Below are 16592 nucleotides of genomic sequence, written 5' to 3'. Positions count from 1 at the left end.
GAAAGTCTCGTTTCGTTACGCAACTTTTACGGTGGTCATATGAAGGCTGTTTTTCGTTTGGCGGTAGTTGAAGACTTGCCGGCGCTGCTGGCACTGGAAATGCAATGTTTCACCACGGACCGGCTCACCAGCCGCAGCTTTCAATGGATGATCACCCGCGCTCACGGACAGTTGCTGGTGGCGGAGTGCGATGGCCAACTGCTGGGTTACGCACTGGTGTTGTTCCATCGCGGCACTTCACTCGCGCGGCTCTATTCCATCGCACTCGCCGTCGAGGCGCGAGGGACCGGCCTGAGCAAGCAACTGCTGCAACGTATTGAAGCGATGGCGCTGGAGCACGACTGTGCGTATCTGCGGCTGGAGGTGCGCATCGACAACCCTGCGGCGATCGCGTTGTACGAGCGCAATGGCTACCGGCGTTTTGCGCTGATTCACGATTACTACGAAGACCACGCCGATGCGCTGCGGCTGGAGAAACGCATCCTTCAGCACCGTGATTCACGCAGCATAAAAGTGCCCTACTACCGGCAAACCACCGATTTCACCTGTGGGCCGGCGTGTCTGTTGATGGCCATGGGCGCACTGCAATCTGAACGCTTGCTGGAGCGGCGCGAAGAATTGCAGATCTGGCGTGAGGCGACCACGGTGTTCATGACCTCCGGCCACGGCGGGTGCAGCCCGCAGGGATTGGCGTTGGCGGCGTGGCGTCGGGGTTACAGGGTGGGTTTGCAACTGAGCCTGGCCGGGCCATTGTTCCTCGACGGTGTGCGGGATGCGCATAAAAAAGACGTCATGCGTTTGGTGCATGATGAGTTCACCGCGCAATTGCAGGAAACCGATGTCGAGTGTGTGATCGGTGCGTCTCTGGATCTACCACGCTTGCTCGATGCCGGTGGGCAACCGCTGGTATTGATCAGCAGCTATCGACTGACGCGCTCCAAGTCGCCGCACTGGGTGGTCGTGACCGATTGCGACGAAGATTTCGTTTACCTGCATGACCCGGATGTCGATCATAGCCAGCATCGACAGCCCATGGATTGCCAGCATGTGCCGGTCAGCCATGGCGAATTCGAGAAAATGTGCCGGTTTGGCCGGGGTAAATTGCGTGCGGCGGTGGTGCTGTATTCCCGCGAAAAGTAAGCCTCCACATGTAGGAGCTGCCAAAGGCTGCGATCTTTTGATCTTGATTCTCAGAAACAGGATCAAAAGATCGCAGCCTCGTTGCACTCGACAGCTCCTACAGGGGGATACGCGTCAAGGTGTGGGCTTCAGGCCGATCTTGTACAGCGAGCCGTTCTCTTCATCCGTCAGCACGTACAAGTAACCATCCGGCCCTTGCCGCACATCGCGAATCCGCTGATTCAGTTCACCTAGCAAACGCTCCTCGTGCACAACCTTGTCGCCATCGAACTGCAAACGAATCAGTTCCTGAGTCACCAAGGCACCGACAAACGCATTGTGTTGCCACGGTTTAAAGCGATCGGCATCGTAAAACGCCATGCCGGTGACGCCCGGCGACTTCTCCCAGACATGGTGCGGCGCGACAGTACCTTCCGCCGTTTTACCCTGGGCTTCCGGGATCGGCTGCATCGAATAATTGATGCCGTGGGTCGCCAGCGGCCAGCCGTAGTTCTTGCCGCGTTCAATGATGTTCACCTCATCGCCACCGCGCGGGCCGTGTTCGTTCTCCCACAGCGTGCCGGTCCACGGATTGAGCGCTGCGCCCTGTGGATTGCGCAGGCCGTAGGCCCAGATCTCTGGCCGTACGCCAGACTGACCGACAAAGGGATTGTCATCCGGCACCTTGCCGTCCGGGTAGATGCGCACGACCTTGCCTTGCAGCTTGTCAAGATCCTGTGCGGTCGGCCGGTCGTTGTTCTCGCCCAAAGTAATGAACAAATAACCGTCGCGATCAAACACCAGCCGCGAGCCGAAATGGTTGCCAACCGAAAGCTTCGGTTCCTGACGGAAGATCACTTTGAAATCCTTCAGTGTCTTCAAGTCATCCGAGAGCCGTCCACGCCCCACAGCGGTGCCGGCCTTGTCGCCGGCACCGCCACCTTCGGCATAGGACAGATAGACCAGACGATCCTGTTTGAAGTCCGGCGACAGCACGACATCCAGCAACCCGCCCTGCCCCTTGGCCCAGACCTGCGGCACGCCGGAGATCGGCGCCGACAGTGTGCCGTCGGCCGCGACTACACGCAGATTGCCCGGACGCTCGGTGACCAGCATGCCTTGGCGGTCCGGCAGAAACGCCAGCGCCCATGGATGTTCAAGGCCTGCGGTGATGGTCGTGACTTCGAGAGTGCCCTGTTCGCTTGGCAGCTCTTTGGGCGCGGCGGCAAAGGCCGGAGCACTGAGCAGCGCACCGGCACACAGTGTGGCTAGAAGGGTTTTACGCAACATGCACGATTCCTTTTGTTCGTTTGTGGGGCCGGCAAAACTTCAGTTCTGCCGCTCAACGGTTGCTGCCTCCGCTGCGCGAAGGTGGATTGGGAATGAACGTGGGTGGTGTGCTCGGCACCGAGCGGATCGGCTGGCCATTGCCGATACCACGGTTCTCGACGGTCGGTTGACGCGGTGTCGGTACCGTGTTCGGCCCTCGAATGGGCGGAGCGCTGGGCTGAGTGCCCTGCATGCTGTTGGGGTTGGCCCGGCGGATCGGGCTGTTGTAAGGGTTGTTGCTGTTACCCGTCGGGCTTTGCGCCAACAGGACGTCGGCATGAACCAGACCGCCACTGAGGGTCAGGACGACGATGCCAAGCAGAATTCGGTTCATGACGCTGCCTCTCGATGGGGCCGGGGATAGAGCCTTCGAGTCCACGCTACGCCGAGGGTTCGGATTTGTTAACCCGCATGCCTTAAACAACATGTAACACGGCTTGACCAAGTCCCTGGAAACCCGCGCATTCCGGGGAAACTTTCAGTCACAGCCGCAGGTCATCCGATCATCACTCGGAGAACTCACCATGGCTCGGGCAATCTGGAAAGGCGCGATCAGTTTCGGACTGGTGCACATCCCTGTCGCACTGGTCTCGGCGACGTCGTCGCAGGGCGTAGATTTCGATTGGCTCGACAGCCGCAGCATGGATCCCGTCGGTTATAAACGGGTCAACAAGGTCACCGGCAAGGAAGTCACCAAGGAGCACATCGTCAAAGGCGTGGCCTATGAAAAAGGCCGCTATGTGGTGCTCAGCGAAGAGGAAATCCGTTCGGCGCACCCTGTTTCAACGCAGACCATCGACATCTTTTCCTTTGTCGACGCCGAACAGATTCCCCTGCAAAACATCGACACGCCCTACTATCTGGCACCCGACAAACGCGGTGGCAAGGTCTATGCGCTACTGCGCGAAACCCTGAGCAAAACCAATAAAGTCGCCCTCGCCCGCGTGGTGCTGCATACGCGCCAGTACCTGGCGGCGTTGATGCCGCTGGAGTCTGCGCTGGTGCTGGTGAAGCTGCGTTGGCCGCAGGAGGTGCGTGGCCTCGACGAGCTGGAACTGGGCAGCGAAGTGACCAAACCGCAGTTGGCCAAGGGTGAACTGGACATGGCCAAACGGCTTGTTCAGGACATGAGCGCGGATTGGAAGCCCGAAGACTACAAGGATGAGTTCGAAGACAAGATCATGGCCCTGGTCGAGAAAAAGGCCCATGAAGGCAAGATCGAGGATGTTGAGTCGGTGGGTGGCGAGGAAGAACGCAAGACCGCCGATGTTATCGATTTGACCGAGTTGCTGAAGCGCAGCCTGGGCGGGAAAGCTGCAGCCAAGCCGAAGGCGAAAGTAGAGAAAACGGCGAAATCTGCGCCAGCGAAAAAAACCAAGAAGGCTTCCTGATAGTGATTGGTTGTCCTTGAGATTGTCATCGCGAGCAGGCTCACTCCTACAGGGGAACGCATTTCAAATGTAGGAGTGAGCCTGCTCGCGATGGCGTCAGCAGCGTCTGCTTTGAATTCAGATCAGAATGAAGATCGCCAGCAAACCACCAAAGATCGCCCACTTTTCCATGTAGTAGCGCTTACGATTACGCTTCTTCAGCTCTTTACCACGCAGACGAATCTTGTAGATCCGGGTAAACAAGCGGTTGATCCCGCCAGTACGATCACCGGCATCATTCGGCGCACCTGCCGCCGACATCACGGTACGGCTGAACCAGCTGTTGAACGCCGCCGCCCAGCGGTACTTCATCGGTCGTTCAATGTCGCAGAACAGGATGATGCGGTTCTTGTCGGTGGTGTTTTCGGCGTAATGGATAAACGTCTCGTCGAACATCACCGCTTCGCCGTCACGCCAGTGGTAGCTCTCACCATCGACGTTGATATAGCAGCCAGCGTCGTTCGGTGTGTCCAGGCCCAGGTGATAGCGATAGGAACCGGCATACGGGTCACGGTGACGCACCAGTTTCGAACCCGGTGGCAGCTCGGCAAACATCGCGGCCTTGATCGAACCGATGCTCTGCACCAGTTCGGTGGTGCGCGGGCACAGCTTCATCGCCGACGGATGGCTCTCGCCGTACCACTTAAGGTAGAAACGCTTCCAGCCACTCTTGAAGAAGGAGTTGAAGCCTACATCGTCATACTGGTTGGAGCGCTTGATCTCGCCGGCACGCAGCAGGTTTTGCCCTTCCTCGCGGATTTCCTCCCAGTGCGCCTGTAGCGGGCTCAAGTCGGGAAAGTCAGTCGGGTCGAGGTAAGGCTTGTTCGGCTTTTTCGAGAACAGATACAAGAAGCAGTTGATCGGCGCGAGAAACGTCGAATGGTCACTCAATTGACGACCGAGTTTGTGGCGCACACGCCCACGCAAATGAACGTATGCAATGGAAATGACATAAATAGCAGCAATGATGAGTTTCACGGAAATCGTCACACGTCAGAAGTGAACAAACTGCGCGCCGGCGGCCTGAAGCCCCGCGTCTTATGCAGTGGTCTGAATACACATGGCACGTCCTTGGCCCGCGCCGTAACCGGACGCTCGGTGAAAGGTGGCATTTTAGCCACAGTTTGTAACCGATAGTGAACCTTCATCTGTGAAAAACTGTCCCGCGATCATGCCAATCGGCGATCGTGGCGTGATCGCCCTATCGTTTAAAGAGCCAGACCAGTACAATCGCCGCCAAACTTTACGCGCCCCCCTTGGTTGATGACGGGACTCTCCCGCTTCAGCGCACTTTGACTCGGGCCAAGCGCTGCAGCCGCACCCTCGCTTTTTAAGAATGCTTCGCAGGAATAACTCTTGATTTCTACAGCTAACATCACGATGCAGTTCGGCGCCAAGCCGCTCTTCGAAAACGTTTCGGTCAAATTCGGCGCGGGCAACCGCTACGGCCTGATCGGCGCCAACGGTTGCGGCAAGTCGACCTTCATGAAAATCCTCGGCGGCGACCTTGATCCGTCCGGCGGTCAGGTCATGCTCGAGCCGAACGTGCGTCTGGGTAAATTGCGCCAGGACCAGTTCGCCTACGAAGAATTCACCGTGATCGACACCGTGATCATGGGTCACGAAGAGCTGTGGAAGGTCAAGGCCGAGCGCGACCGCATCTACTCGCTGCCGGAAATGAGCGAAGAAGACGGCATGGCTGTCGCCGAGCTGGAAACCGAATTCGCCGAAATGGACGGCTACACCGCCGAATCCCGCGCCGGTGAGCTGTTGCTGGGCCTGGGTATCGGCATCGAGCAGCACTTCGGCCCGATGAGCGAAGTGTCGCCGGGCTGGAAACTGCGCGTTTTGCTGGCGCAGGCACTGTTCTCCGATCCGGAAGTGCTGTTGCTCGACGAACCGACCAACCACCTGGACATCAACACCATTCGCTGGCTGGAAAACGTGCTGACCCAGCGCAACAGCCTGATGATCATCATCTCCCACGACCGTCACTTCCTGAACAGCGTGTGCACGCACATGGCTGACCTGGATTACGGCGAGCTGCGTCTGTTCCCGGGCAACTACGACGAGTACATGACCGTGGCGACCCAGTCGCGCGAGCAACTGCTGTCGGACAACGCCAAGAAGAAAGCACAGATTTCCGAGCTGCAATCGTTCGTCAGCCGCTTCTCGGCCAACGCCTCGAAAGCCAAACAGGCTACTTCCCGTGCCAAGGCGATCGACAAGATCCAGCTGGCCGAGGTCAAGCCTTCGAGCCGCGTGAGCCCGTTCATCCGCTTCGATCAGAACAAGAAGCTGCACCGCCAGGCGGTCATCGTCGAAAAAATGGCCAAAGGCTTCGACGGCAAACCACTGTTCAAAGACTTCAGCTTCCAGGTTGAAGCCGGCGAGCGCGTGGCGATCATCGGCCCGAACGGTATCGGCAAAACCACCCTGTTGCGTACCCTGGTCAACGAACTGACCCCGGACGCCGGCGCCATCAAGTGGACCGACGCCGCGGAACTGGGCTACTACGCTCAGGACCACGCGCACGACTTCGAAGACGACGTTACCCTGTTCGACTGGATGGGTCAGTGGACTCAGGGCGAGCAGATGATTCGCGGTACTCTGGGCCGCATGCTGTTCTCCAACGACGAGATCCTCAAGTCGGTCAAAGTGATTTCCGGTGGTGAGCAAGGTCGCATGCTGTTCGGCAAGCTGATCCTGCAAAAGCCGAACGTGCTGATCATGGACGAACCGACCAACCACCTGGACATGGAATCGATCGAGGCGCTGAACCTGGCGCTGGAAAACTACCCGGGCACGCTGATCTTCGTCAGCCACGACCGTGAGTTCGTATCGTCCCTGGCCACGCGCATCATCGAGCTGAGCCCGGATGGCGTGACCGACTTCAGCGGCACTTACGATGACTACCTGCGTAGTCAGGGTGTGGTGTTCTAAACAGCTGCTGCAATCTAAAAAGCCCTGTCCATGTGACAGGGCTTTTTGCATTCAGGACGCTGATCGTTCCCACGCTCTGCGTGGGAACGCATCCCGTGACGCTCCGCGTCACACGAGCGGGACGCGGAGCGTCCGTGGCGGCGTTACCACGCAGAGCGTGGGAACGATCAGTCTGGAAAGATAGTTAGCCTGCTTTCTTTTATCTGACACCCAAGCCATGATGCGAACTCTCCCACCGCCGCCCGCGAACGAGTCCTCATGTCTGCGCAGCAACTGCCACCGCAAAGCTCCATGGCGATCACCCTGCAGATCGTTTCCATCGTGTTCTACACCTTTATTGCGTTCCTCTGCATCGGTCTGCCGATCGCCGTGTTGCCCGGCTACGTCCACGAGCAACTGGGTTTCAGCGCGTTGATTGCCGGGCTGGTGATCGGTTCACAATACTTGGCCACCCTGCTCAGCCGGCCGATGGCCGGGCGCATGTCGGATACGATCGGGACTAAACGGGCGATCATTTATGGCTTGTGGGGGATTGTCCTCAGCGGTTTGCTGACGCTGCTCTCCACGCTGTTGCAGGACTGGCCGCTGGCGAGCCTGATCATTCTGATTATCGGCCGTTTGCTGCTCGGTATCGCGCAGGGTTTGATCGGCGTCGGGACCATCAGTTGGTGCATGGGCCAGGTCGGCGTCGAACACACGGCGAAATCGATTGGCTGGAACGGCATCGCTTCCTATGGCGCGATTGCCATTGGTGCGCCGTTGGGCGTGGTGATGGTCGCCGATTACGGCTTCACCAGCCTCGGCATCGCGCTGGCCGTGCTGGCGGCCGGCGCACTACTGCTGATCCGCAATAAGCCTTCGGTGCCGGTGATACGCGGAGAACGGCTGCCGTTCTGGGCAGTGTTCGGGCGAATCGCCCCGTATGGCGCCAGCCTGACCCTGGCTTCAATAGGCTACGGCACGCTAACGACGTTCATCACCCTCTATTACCTCAACCGTGGCTGGACCGGCGCGGCGTATTGCCTGACGGTGTTTGGGGTGTGCTTCATCCTGTCACGGCTGATGTTTATCTCTGCGATCAGTCGCTTCGGCGGGTTCAGGTCCGCTATCGCCTGCATGACCATCGAAACCTTGGGGCTGGTGATGCTGTGGCTGGCGCCGTCGACCGCGTTCGCCTTGATCGGCGCGGGGCTGGCGGGGTTTGGCTTGTCGCTGGTGTATCCGGCGCTGGGCGTTGAGGCGATCAAACAAGTGCCAAGTTCCAGTCGCGGTTCAGGTCTCGGCGCCTACGCGGTGTTCTTCGATCTGGCGCTGGCGATTGCCGGACCGTTGATGGGCGCGGTGGCGTTGAATCTGGGGTATTCGTGGATATTCTTCAGTGCGGCGCTGTTGTCGGTGATCGGGCTGGGGTTGACCCTGCTGCTCCAGCGCCGGGCAACGACCTGAAGTCCGACGCGGCCCCCTGTAGGAGTGAGCCTGCTCGCGATAGCGGTGTGTCAGTCGACATAATCTTTTCTGATGAACCGCTATCGCGAGCAGGCTCACTCCTACAGGGGATTTGCGGGGTTATTGATCCGCGGTCTGCATACCGGCCCGGGTCGGTTTACCCAGCGTGTGCGAGAAGAACCGCCCCGCCTCTGAAATGAGGTTGCGATGAATATCCTCGCGATCCACCCCATCAGCATCGGTACACAACGCCGGCATCGCGCGAATCTGCTCTTCGTTGCACGGCGCCATAAAGACGAAGTGCCCTGCCCCGGCCAGTAATTTGAAATCCGGCGCCGTCGGCAGTTTGCGCGCCAGCGCCGCCGCGTTCTTGTCGAAGGCGACCAGTTTGTCGCCATCGCCGCTGTAAAGCAGCACCGGCACATGCACATCGGCCAAGGTGTGACGGCCGAACTTCAGGCTCAACGGCGCCATCAGCAGCAACGCGTGAACACGCGGATCGGCCACCGGTTGCAGATCATCCCGATCAACAATCAATTCACCCTGCGTGTTGCACGCATCACGATCATCCGGACGCTCCTGGCAATAACGCCGCAGGCGATCCAGATCCGGTTGCGCCCCGGACAGGATCAACGCCGTCTCGCCGCCCGCCGAATAACCGATCACCCCGACCTGATCGGCGTTGACGTACGGCGCGAGCATGCGGTCGCCAAGCGTCGCGGTGATCGCTTCGGAAATCTGGATCGGACGTCCGTAAAGATTGCTCAGGGTGCCCAGTCGGCTGTGGTCTTTGGAGTTGTCGCCGGGGTGAATCACCGCCACCACGACAAAGCCTTTGCGCGCCAGCGATGTCGCGAGATCGTGCAACGCCAGCGGCGTGCCGGTGTTGCCGTGGGAGAGCATCAGCATCGGAAAACGGCCGATGGCGACTTTTGTGTCTTCGCCAGCCTCGACGGAGTAACCCTCGAGCAGGCTCATGTGTTCACGGTCGCTGGAAGGATAGAAGGCAATCGCGCGCATCGGTTGCAGATCCAGCGGATCGAGGAACGTCATCTCGTGATAACCGACGCTCCACACCGGGTGTCGCCCAGGCGCAGCCTGCACTGAATTCAGGCCGCCGAGCAGGCAAATCAGTAACGCTGCACAAAGACGCATCATGGGATGCCCCACCCTGTTGTTACTCAATCGAAAGTTCCGTGGCGTTGCGGGCCAGAAACGCCGGGGATTGGGTGTTCCGGTACGACAATGCACTCAGACGCTGATTGTGTGACTGCATAACCTGGGCCAGATTATGTAACAGCCAGAAACAAAAAACTCCGTATTCGCCCCTTGCGGAACCAGAATACAGAGTTTTTTGGGGGTTACCTGAACATCAGCTGTTCTTTATGCAAGCCTTACGCGGCGGCGAACAATTGCTCGCTGATCTTCGCCTGCGCAGCAGTCATGGCGTTGTTGCGCACTTCTTCGCCATACGCCAGGCCTTCGGCACGGACGATTTCGATGTCGGTGATGCCGAGGAAGCCCAGTACCAGCTTCAGGTATTCTTCGTGAGCGATGCCGCTGGCCTGACCGGCATGGATACCGCCGGAAGTGGACACGATCACCACTTTCTTGCCACCGCACAGGCCTTCAGGGCCGGCTTCGGTGTAACGGAACGTTTGACCGGCGACGGCAACGCGGTCGATCCACGCTTTGAGCTGGGTCGGAACGGTGAAGTTGTACATCGGAGCCGCGATAACAACGGCGTCGGCGGCGATGAACTCGGCTAGGGTCGAAGCGCTCAGTTCGGCTTCGTGCTGTTGTGCGGCGTTACGCAGCTCAGCGGTGGTACCGGCGGCAACCAGGGTGGTCGACGAGAAGTGGCTGATGGCATCGGCGGCCAGGTCGCGATAGGTCACCACGGCGCTTGGCTCGGCGGCTTGCCAAGCTTTGACGACTTCGCCGCTCAACTGACGGGAAGCCGAGTTGTCGCCCAGAATGCTCGAATCGATATGCAGCAGTTTCATGTGGAATCTCCTGGAAGGAATCGCCGGTGGCGACGGAATGGAGACAATCCTACGCAAGAAACCAATGGATGATTAGCCGCCTGAAATGCGATAGTTTGTCCCACTGATAGAACAGTTGGATCTCCCTATGCAAGACCTCAACGATCTTTACTATTTCGCCAAAGTCGTCGAGGCCGGCGGTTTTGCCGCGGCCGGGCGTTTGCTGGGCATTCCCAAGTCACGGCTGTCGCGGCGCATTGCCGAACTGGAAGAACGCCTCGGCGCGCGTTTGCTGCAACGCACCACCCGGCAGTTGAACCTTACGGCGGTGGGCGAGCGTTATTTGCGTCACTGCCAGGCGATGTTGCTGGAAGCGGAGATGGCCGATGAGGCGGTGGCGAGCATGTCCAGCGAGCCGCGTGGACGTTTGCGGGTGTCATGCCCGACCGGTTTGGCGCATGAGATGCTGCCGTGGGTGATCAGCGAATTTCTCGGTAAATTCCCGCAGGTGCAACTTGAAGTCGTCTTGCTCAATCGCCGCGTCGATCTGGTCGGCGAAGGCTTTGATGTGGCGCTGCGCGTGCGTGAACACGGTGATGAGGATCCGTTGCTGGTCACCCGGCGCTTGCGTCAGGCGCAAATGGTCGTGGTGGCCAGTCCGGCGTTTTTGCAGGGCCACACGGTCAACCACCCGCAAGACCTGAAAAATCTGCCGGTGCTGGGTGCGCTGGAGGCGGATCGCATGGTGCATGTGCGTTTGCTCGATCAGCAGGGCCACAGTTTCGAACTGAACATGGAAGCCCGCCTGGGCATCGATGATTTTGTCGTACGCAAGGCCTGCGTTCTGGCCGGTCAGGGCTTTACCCTGTTGCCGATGATGTATTGCGAGGCGGAGCTGGAAAACGGCACGCTGGTGCAGATGCTGCCAGAGTGGTCATTGCCCGGCGGCTGGCTGCAAGCGGTGTATCCGCATCGACGCGGGGTGATGCCGGCGGTGCGCGCGTGGATCGATCATCTGGTCGAGTCGTTCAATGCCTGTGGGGAGCGGTTGTTATGAGCAAGGGAAAGATGAGCGAAGCCGATGTGGCAGCGTTCTGCCTGGCATTGCCGGGCGCTCGGGAAGATTACAAATGGGGTGGCGTGCGGGTGTTCTCGATTGCCGGCAACAAGATGTTTGCTTTGCAGGGGCTGCGCGGAGACTCGCTGGCGTTCAAGGTCGACAAGGATCTGTTTCTCGGCCATTGCGACCGCCCGGGGATTCATCCGGCGCCGTATCTGGCGCGGGCGCAGTGGATCATCATGCACCCGCCCTACCCGTTGGGTGCCGAGGAGTTGCAGGGGTTGTTGCAGCGTTCGCATCAACTGGTGGTGAGCAAGTTGCCGAAGAAAACCCAAATCGGTTTGTTGCTGTAACCCCAATCCCTGTAGGAGTGAGCCTGCTCGCGATAGCGGAGTGTCAGTTGGAATTTCTCTGACTGACACTCCGCTATCGCGAGCAGGCTCACTCCTACATAGGGAATTGCGGTGTATTCAGAACAGCGCCAGCAGATTCGAGCCAAGAAACAGCTGGTCGATCCAGAACACCTGATGCAACACCACAATCACCCAGAACAGAATCTGAAACGACACCTTGCGCGTCTTGTGCCGGAACACCTGCTGGGCGATCAACGCGCCCGGCCAGCCGCCGGCCAGTTCCACCGCATGCAGGATGTTCTCTGGCGTGCGCCAGGCATCCGTGCGCGCCTTGCGCTTGTCTGCCCAGTACATGAAGAACGCCAAGACGCTGACGACCCCGTAAGCCGCCAACGGCACCAGCGAAATCCCGCGCAGCCACATCGACACTGAGCCGAACAGCGGCAGCGCGCAGACGATCAGCAGAACCAGCAGTTTCAGCTTGAGGTTCTGGATGTGGTTGCCGCCCGAAGGTCGCCCTTCAGGCCGGCGTGCGCGGGAATCACTCATGGCCGGGCCGCCGCCCAGTCAACCCAGCCAAACTGCCAGGTCGCCAGAATCAGCAGACCGAAGACGATCCGATACCAGGCGAACGCCGCATAGCTGTGGCTGGCGATGAACTTGAGCAAACCGCGCACGGCGATCATGGCGAAGATGAATGCGGTGACAAACCCGATGGCGAACACCGGGAAGTCCGCCGGCACAAACAGGTGGCGATACTTGTAGCCCGAGTAGACCGCCGCACCGACCATGGTCGGCATGGCCAGAAAAAAAGAGAACTCGGTGGCGGTCTTGCGCGACAGGCCGAACAGCAAACCGCCAATGATCGTCGAGCCGGAACGCGAGGTGCCGGGGATCATCGCCAGACACTGGGCGAAGCCGACCTTCAAGGCATCTTTCCAGGTGATCTCGTCGACCGTTTCGGCGTGCACTTCATGCTGACGCTTTTCCGCCCACAACATGATGATGCCGCCCACCACCAGCGCGGCCGCGACGGTAATCGGGTTGAACAGGTATTCGTGGATCAGGTCGGCAAAGATCACGCCCAGCACCACCGCGGGCAGAAACGCGATCAGCAGGTTGGCGGTGAAACGCCGTGCACTGGGCTGCGTCGGCAAACCGATGACCACATCGAAGATCTTGCGTCGAAACTCCCAGACCACCGCGAGGATCGCGCCGAGCTGGATGATGATATTGAACGCCATGGCCCGTTCGCCGCCGAACTCGAGCAAGTCGGCAACAATGATCTGGTGTCCGGTACTGGAAATGGGCAAAAACTCCGTCAGCCCCTCTACAACTCCTAGTATCAGTGCCTGCAAGGCCGTCCAAAGATCCATCAATCCCCCAAAGAGCGATGCGCGTCGGCATGCCCCGATAGTATTTTTTTTCGTTCACTGCGATCAGCGTAGCTGGTTATGGCTGTACCGATTCCGCGCGCACAGGATCCACACGAAACGGTCAAAATTCCGTGAAATATCAATTTGGATTCAGGTTTTCACGCGCGGGGCCGAAATCCTAACAGACAAGCCTTAATAGCGCTGCCGCGTTATACGACTTGGGTCGCGTATGCCCGCTCACGAAATCGTGGTTGGATGCTGGCGGTCGTTTATTACAAGAAAAAGAATCCGGAGTGACAGCGTTATGAACAGCTTGCGCAGCGTGTCGATCAGCCGACGCTTGTGGCTCATCTTGATTGTGGCGGTGGTCATGTTGCTGACCTTGGGCGTGTTGATGCTCAAGCAGATCCACGACGATCTCTATCACGCCAAGGCCCAGAAAACCCAGCACGTGGTACAGACGGCCAGCGGCCTGCTGACCTATTACCACGACCTCGAAACCGCTGGCACCCTCAGCAAAGACGCCGCGCAGAAACAGGCCCTCACCGCCATTCGGGGTCTGCGCTACGACCAGAGCGATTATTTCTGGATCAACGACCTCACGCCCGTGATGGTCATGCACCCGACCAACCCCAAACTCGAAGGGCAGAACCTTTCGGCGATCCGCGATCCGGACGGTTTTGCGGTGTTCAACGAAATGGTTGCCATCGCCAAGGCCAAAGGCGCCGGCATGGTCGACTATCGTTGGCCAAAACCGGGCGCCAGCGAGCCGGTAGCCAAGACTTCCTACGTCAAACTGTTCGAACCGTGGGGCTGGGTGCTTGGCTCCGGGGTTTACGTCGATGACGTACAGGCGGAGTTCCAGGGTCAGGTGATCAAAGCCACGGTCATCGGCCTGGCGATTGCGCTGATCATGGCGTTGCTGGTGATCCTGATCGCGCGCAGCATCGTCCGTCCGCTACAGGAAACCGTGAACGCCATGGCCAACATTGCCAGCGGTGAAAGCGACCTGACCCGCAGCCTCGATACCCATGGCAAGGATGAAGTCACCGAGCTTGCGCATCACTTCAATGCCTTTACCGCCAAACTGCGTCGCGTGATCGGTGATCTGCAGGTGTCGGCCAGTGCGCTGGGCCAGTCGTCCAGCGAACTGGGCAACGACGCCTCGCAGGCCCAGCAACGCAGCCAGCAGCAATCGCAGCAGATGGAGCTGGTGGCCACGGCGATCAACGAAGTGACCTATGGCGTGCAAGATGTGGCGAAGAACGCCGAGCATGCCGCCGCCGAAATGCGTGACGCCGAAGCGCAGGCGCAACAGGGCCAGATCAACATCGATGGCAGCTTGCAGCAGATCGACAAACTGTCCGGCACCATTGATCAAGCCGTTGAAGTGATTCGCACCCTGGCTGCCGAAAGCACCCAGATTGGCAGCGTATTGGAAGTGATCCGCTCGATTGCCGAGCAGACCAACCTGCTCGCGCTCAACGCCGCGATCGAAGCAGCCCGGGCCGGTGAACAAGGTCGCGGCTTTGCCGTGGTGGCGGACGAAGTGCGCTTGTTGGCGCAGCGGACGCAGAAATCGACTGCGGAAATCCAGTCGATGATCGAACGCTTGCAGAACCATTCCGAAGCCGCCGTTAAGGTAATCGGCGACAGCAGCAAAGCGTCGCAATTGACCATCGAGCAAGCGGGACTGGCCGGGGCGAGTCTGAATGCCATTGGCCAGGCGTTGCGCAATCTCAACGGCCTGAATGCGTCGATTGCCAGCGCTACGTTGCAACAGGCGCATGTGGTCGAGGACATCAATCAGAACGTCACTCAAGCGGCCGGCCTCTCGCACAGTACTGCAATCGCGGCCGAGCAGTCGAGTGCGGCCAGCCTGCGCCTCGGCCAATTGAGCGAACAACTGAACGCCCTCCTGCGCCAGTTCCGCGTCTGACCCGTGTAACTCTGGTGAGCCCCCCCTCACTCCAGCCCTCTCCCCGAGGAGAGGGGGCCGACCGAGGTGTCTCAAGCTATACGTCGACCTGAAAAATCGAGTCGATTATGGATTCAACGCAGAAAGATCAGGTCGGCGTATCTCGAACATCCAACTCGGTCAGTCCCCTCTCCCCCTGGGAGAGGGTTAGGGTGAGGGGCTTGGCCCAATGCAGTACAATCCGCCCCCTCCTCAATTTCCCCCAAGGAACCGCCATGTCCGGGCTTGAACTGTTTGCCGCCGCGCTCGGTGTGATCGCCGTCTGGCTGACGGTCAAACAGAATCCGTGGTGCTGGCCGATCGGCCTGGTCATGGTCTTGCTCTATAGCTGGATCTTCTTTGAAGTGAAACTGTACTCGGACATGTTGCTGCAAGTGATCTACGCCGCGTTGCAAGTCTATGGCTGGTGGCAATGGACCCGCGCCGGGACGATGCATGACGGCCGCGAGGTCACTCGCCTCGATCAACGCTCTATCCTGATCGGCCTCGGTGCTGGCGCGGTCGGCAGCCTGCTGCTCGGCGCGGCCATGGCCCACTGGACCGACGCCGCGCAACCGTGGCTCGATGCGGCGCTCACCGGTTTCAGCCTGGTTGCGCAACTGTGGATGGCGCAAAAGCGGCTGCAATGCTGGGCGTTGTGGTTTGTGCTCGATGTGATCTTTGTCGGCTTGTTCATCTATAAGGGGCTGTACCTCACCGCCGCGCTGTACGGTCTGTTCACCTTGCTGGCGATTCAAGGCTTTCGCGAATGGCGCGCCGACCCGGCGTTGCGCCCATGAAGGTTGTGGTCCTGACCGGGCCCGAATCCACCGGCAAGAGCTGGCTGGCAGCGGGCCTGCAACAACGCTTTGGCGGCTTGCGCGTGGATGAATACGTGCGTCGGTTTATCGAACTCAATCCCCGCGATACGTGCCTTGCCGACATCCCTGATATCGCTCGGGGCCAACTGCAATGGGAAGATGAAGCGCGGGCGCAACAGCCTGCGCTGCTGATCCTCGACACCCATTTGCTGAGCAACATGCTGTGGAGCCATACCCTGTTTGCCGACTGTCCGGGCTGGCTGGAAACCGAGCTGTTGGCACGGCATTACGACCTGCACCTTCTTTTGTCCCCGGAACAGGTCGACTGGACCGATGACGGTCAGCGCTGCCAACCGGATCTGGGCGAGCGTCTGGCGTTTTACCAGTCCACGCAAAACTGGCTGGAAAACCACCATCAGCGCTTTCTGATCATTCAAGGCAATTGGGCCGAACGCCAACTGCAGGCCTTTGCCGCTGTCGAGCAATTACTGGCCGAGTGACCCGATCATTGGGTCACCTTCCCCGACACTTTCCCCTGTTTTGGGGACAAAGTGTCCGATTCTGAAACACTCGTTGACGTGCAGAGTGCCCGTTTCAACACTGTTCACGACTTTGTCATCCGAGTTGTTACGCGCTTGAAACACATCGTCGCAAACCCTTGTTCCAGAGCTTTGTTCAGCCAATAGACAGCTCAGCGCGCCGGTGGGTGTTTCAACGCTGAAACAGCTTGTGTTTCAGCTGCGCGTGTTTATTTGCCAACTCATTGAAATGCA

16 protein-coding genes are annotated in these 16592 nt (G+C 59.2%); 9 read left to right on the top strand and 7 right to left on the bottom strand.

What is annotated here, in order from left to right:
• The first annotated feature begins 39 nt into the window (after positions 1–39).
• Positions 40–1140: a peptidase C39 family protein gene (locus ACOYXJ_RS23600; RefSeq protein ID WP_460371750.1), complete on the top strand. Its 1101-nt coding sequence runs from the start codon at positions 40–42 to the stop codon at positions 1138–1140.
• A gap of 114 nt (positions 1141–1254) precedes the next feature.
• On the opposite strand, the gene ACOYXJ_RS23595 is transcribed toward ACOYXJ_RS23600, so the two are convergent.
• Together ACOYXJ_RS23595 and ACOYXJ_RS23590 are read right to left on the bottom strand one after the other, a co-directional pair.
• A complete protein-coding gene (locus ACOYXJ_RS23595; protein WP_150792667.1) occupies positions 1255–2409 on the bottom strand; it encodes a PQQ-dependent sugar dehydrogenase in 1155 nt (384 codons plus the stop codon).
• Positions 2410–2461: 52 nt separating this feature from the next.
• Positions 2462–2782 carry a hypothetical protein gene (locus ACOYXJ_RS23590; protein WP_016984635.1) on the bottom strand — a complete coding sequence of 107 codons (321 nt, stop codon included), beginning with the start codon at positions 2780–2782 and terminating at the stop codon, positions 2462–2464.
• Between the two features lie 190 nt (positions 2783–2972).
• Here ACOYXJ_RS23590 and ku point away from each other — a divergent pair, with 190 nt between their 5' ends.
• Positions 2973–3839 (top strand): non-homologous end joining protein Ku, encoded by an 867-nt coding sequence (ku, locus tag ACOYXJ_RS23585; protein ID WP_460371747.1) that lies wholly within the window; start codon positions 2973–2975, stop codon positions 3837–3839.
• Positions 3840–3956: 117 nt separating this feature from the next.
• Here the strand turns inward: ku and lpxO are convergent, their stop codons facing one another.
• Positions 3957–4856 carry a lipid A hydroxylase LpxO gene (gene lpxO, locus ACOYXJ_RS23580; RefSeq protein WP_460371745.1) on the bottom strand — a complete coding sequence of 300 codons (900 nt, stop codon included), beginning with the start codon at positions 4854–4856 and terminating at the stop codon, positions 3957–3959.
• Positions 4857–5234: 378 nt separating this feature from the next.
• Here lpxO and ACOYXJ_RS23575 point away from each other — a divergent pair, with 378 nt between their 5' ends.
• A complete protein-coding gene (locus ACOYXJ_RS23575) occupies positions 5235–6821 on the top strand; it encodes an ABC-F family ATPase (protein ID WP_077572769.1) in 1587 nt (528 codons plus the stop codon).
• A 258-nt stretch (positions 6822–7079) separates the two neighbouring features.
• Positions 7080–8267, top strand: coding sequence for an MFS transporter (locus ACOYXJ_RS23570; RefSeq protein WP_460371743.1), 1188 nt, complete (start codon positions 7080–7082; stop codon positions 8265–8267).
• A 120-nt stretch (positions 8268–8387) separates the two neighbouring features.
• Here the strand turns inward: ACOYXJ_RS23570 and ACOYXJ_RS23565 are convergent, their stop codons facing one another.
• Together ACOYXJ_RS23565 and ACOYXJ_RS23560 are read right to left on the bottom strand one after the other, a co-directional pair.
• Complete coding sequence (locus ACOYXJ_RS23565) at positions 8388–9425, bottom strand: alpha/beta hydrolase family protein (protein ID WP_460371741.1); 1038 nt, start codon at positions 9423–9425, stop codon at positions 8388–8390.
• A gap of 236 nt (positions 9426–9661) precedes the next feature.
• On the bottom strand, positions 9662–10273 hold the full coding sequence (locus ACOYXJ_RS23560; protein WP_034153941.1) for an FMN-dependent NADH-azoreductase: 612 nt from the start codon (positions 10271–10273) through the stop codon (positions 9662–9664).
• A gap of 127 nt (positions 10274–10400) precedes the next feature.
• Between ACOYXJ_RS23560 and ACOYXJ_RS23555 the strand changes: the two genes are divergently transcribed.
• Both ACOYXJ_RS23555 and ACOYXJ_RS23550 read left to right on the top strand, forming a co-directional pair.
• Positions 10401–11309, top strand: a complete 909-nt coding sequence (locus tag ACOYXJ_RS23555; protein WP_150792665.1) for a LysR substrate-binding domain-containing protein — start codon at positions 10401–10403, stop codon at positions 11307–11309.
• Positions 11306–11665 carry an MmcQ/YjbR family DNA-binding protein gene (locus ACOYXJ_RS23550; protein WP_095118795.1) on the top strand — a complete coding sequence of 120 codons (360 nt, stop codon included), beginning with the start codon at positions 11306–11308 and terminating at the stop codon, positions 11663–11665. Before ACOYXJ_RS23555 ends, ACOYXJ_RS23550 begins: the two co-directional genes overlap by 4 nt.
• Before the next feature lie 117 nt (positions 11666–11782).
• Here ACOYXJ_RS23550 and ACOYXJ_RS23545 read toward each other — a convergent pair whose 3' ends face one another.
• Both ACOYXJ_RS23545 and ACOYXJ_RS23540 read right to left on the bottom strand, forming a co-directional pair.
• Positions 11783–12214 (bottom strand): DUF1294 domain-containing protein, encoded by a 432-nt coding sequence (locus tag ACOYXJ_RS23545; protein ID WP_460371738.1) that lies wholly within the window; start codon positions 12212–12214, stop codon positions 11783–11785.
• Complete coding sequence (locus ACOYXJ_RS23540; RefSeq protein WP_460371736.1) at positions 12211–13041, bottom strand: undecaprenyl-diphosphate phosphatase; 831 nt, start codon at positions 13039–13041, stop codon at positions 12211–12213. The genes ACOYXJ_RS23545 and ACOYXJ_RS23540 overlap by 4 nt, the downstream gene beginning before the upstream one ends.
• 304 nt (positions 13042–13345) lie before the next feature.
• Here ACOYXJ_RS23540 and ACOYXJ_RS23535 point away from each other — a divergent pair, with 304 nt between their 5' ends.
• The 3 genes from ACOYXJ_RS23535 (at position 13346) to ACOYXJ_RS23525 (ending at position 16319) form a co-directional block, all read left to right on the top strand.
• Complete coding sequence (locus tag ACOYXJ_RS23535) at positions 13346–14980, top strand: methyl-accepting chemotaxis protein (protein WP_460371734.1); 1635 nt, start codon at positions 13346–13348, stop codon at positions 14978–14980.
• Between the two features lie 254 nt (positions 14981–15234).
• The gene (gene pnuC / locus ACOYXJ_RS23530; RefSeq protein ID WP_186615008.1) at positions 15235–15798 is read left to right on the top strand and encodes a nicotinamide riboside transporter PnuC; all 564 of its coding nucleotides are present in this window, start codon (positions 15235–15237) and stop codon (positions 15796–15798) included.
• Positions 15795–16319 carry an AAA family ATPase gene (locus tag ACOYXJ_RS23525; protein ID WP_460371732.1) on the top strand — a complete coding sequence of 175 codons (525 nt, stop codon included), beginning with the start codon at positions 15795–15797 and terminating at the stop codon, positions 16317–16319. The genes pnuC and ACOYXJ_RS23525 overlap by 4 nt, the downstream gene beginning before the upstream one ends.
• Positions 16320–16592: the final 273 nt, after the last annotated feature.

The organism is Pseudomonas sp. Tul2A7 (assembly GCF_054790505.1).
This window is presented reverse-complemented; position numbering and strand designations above follow the sequence as displayed.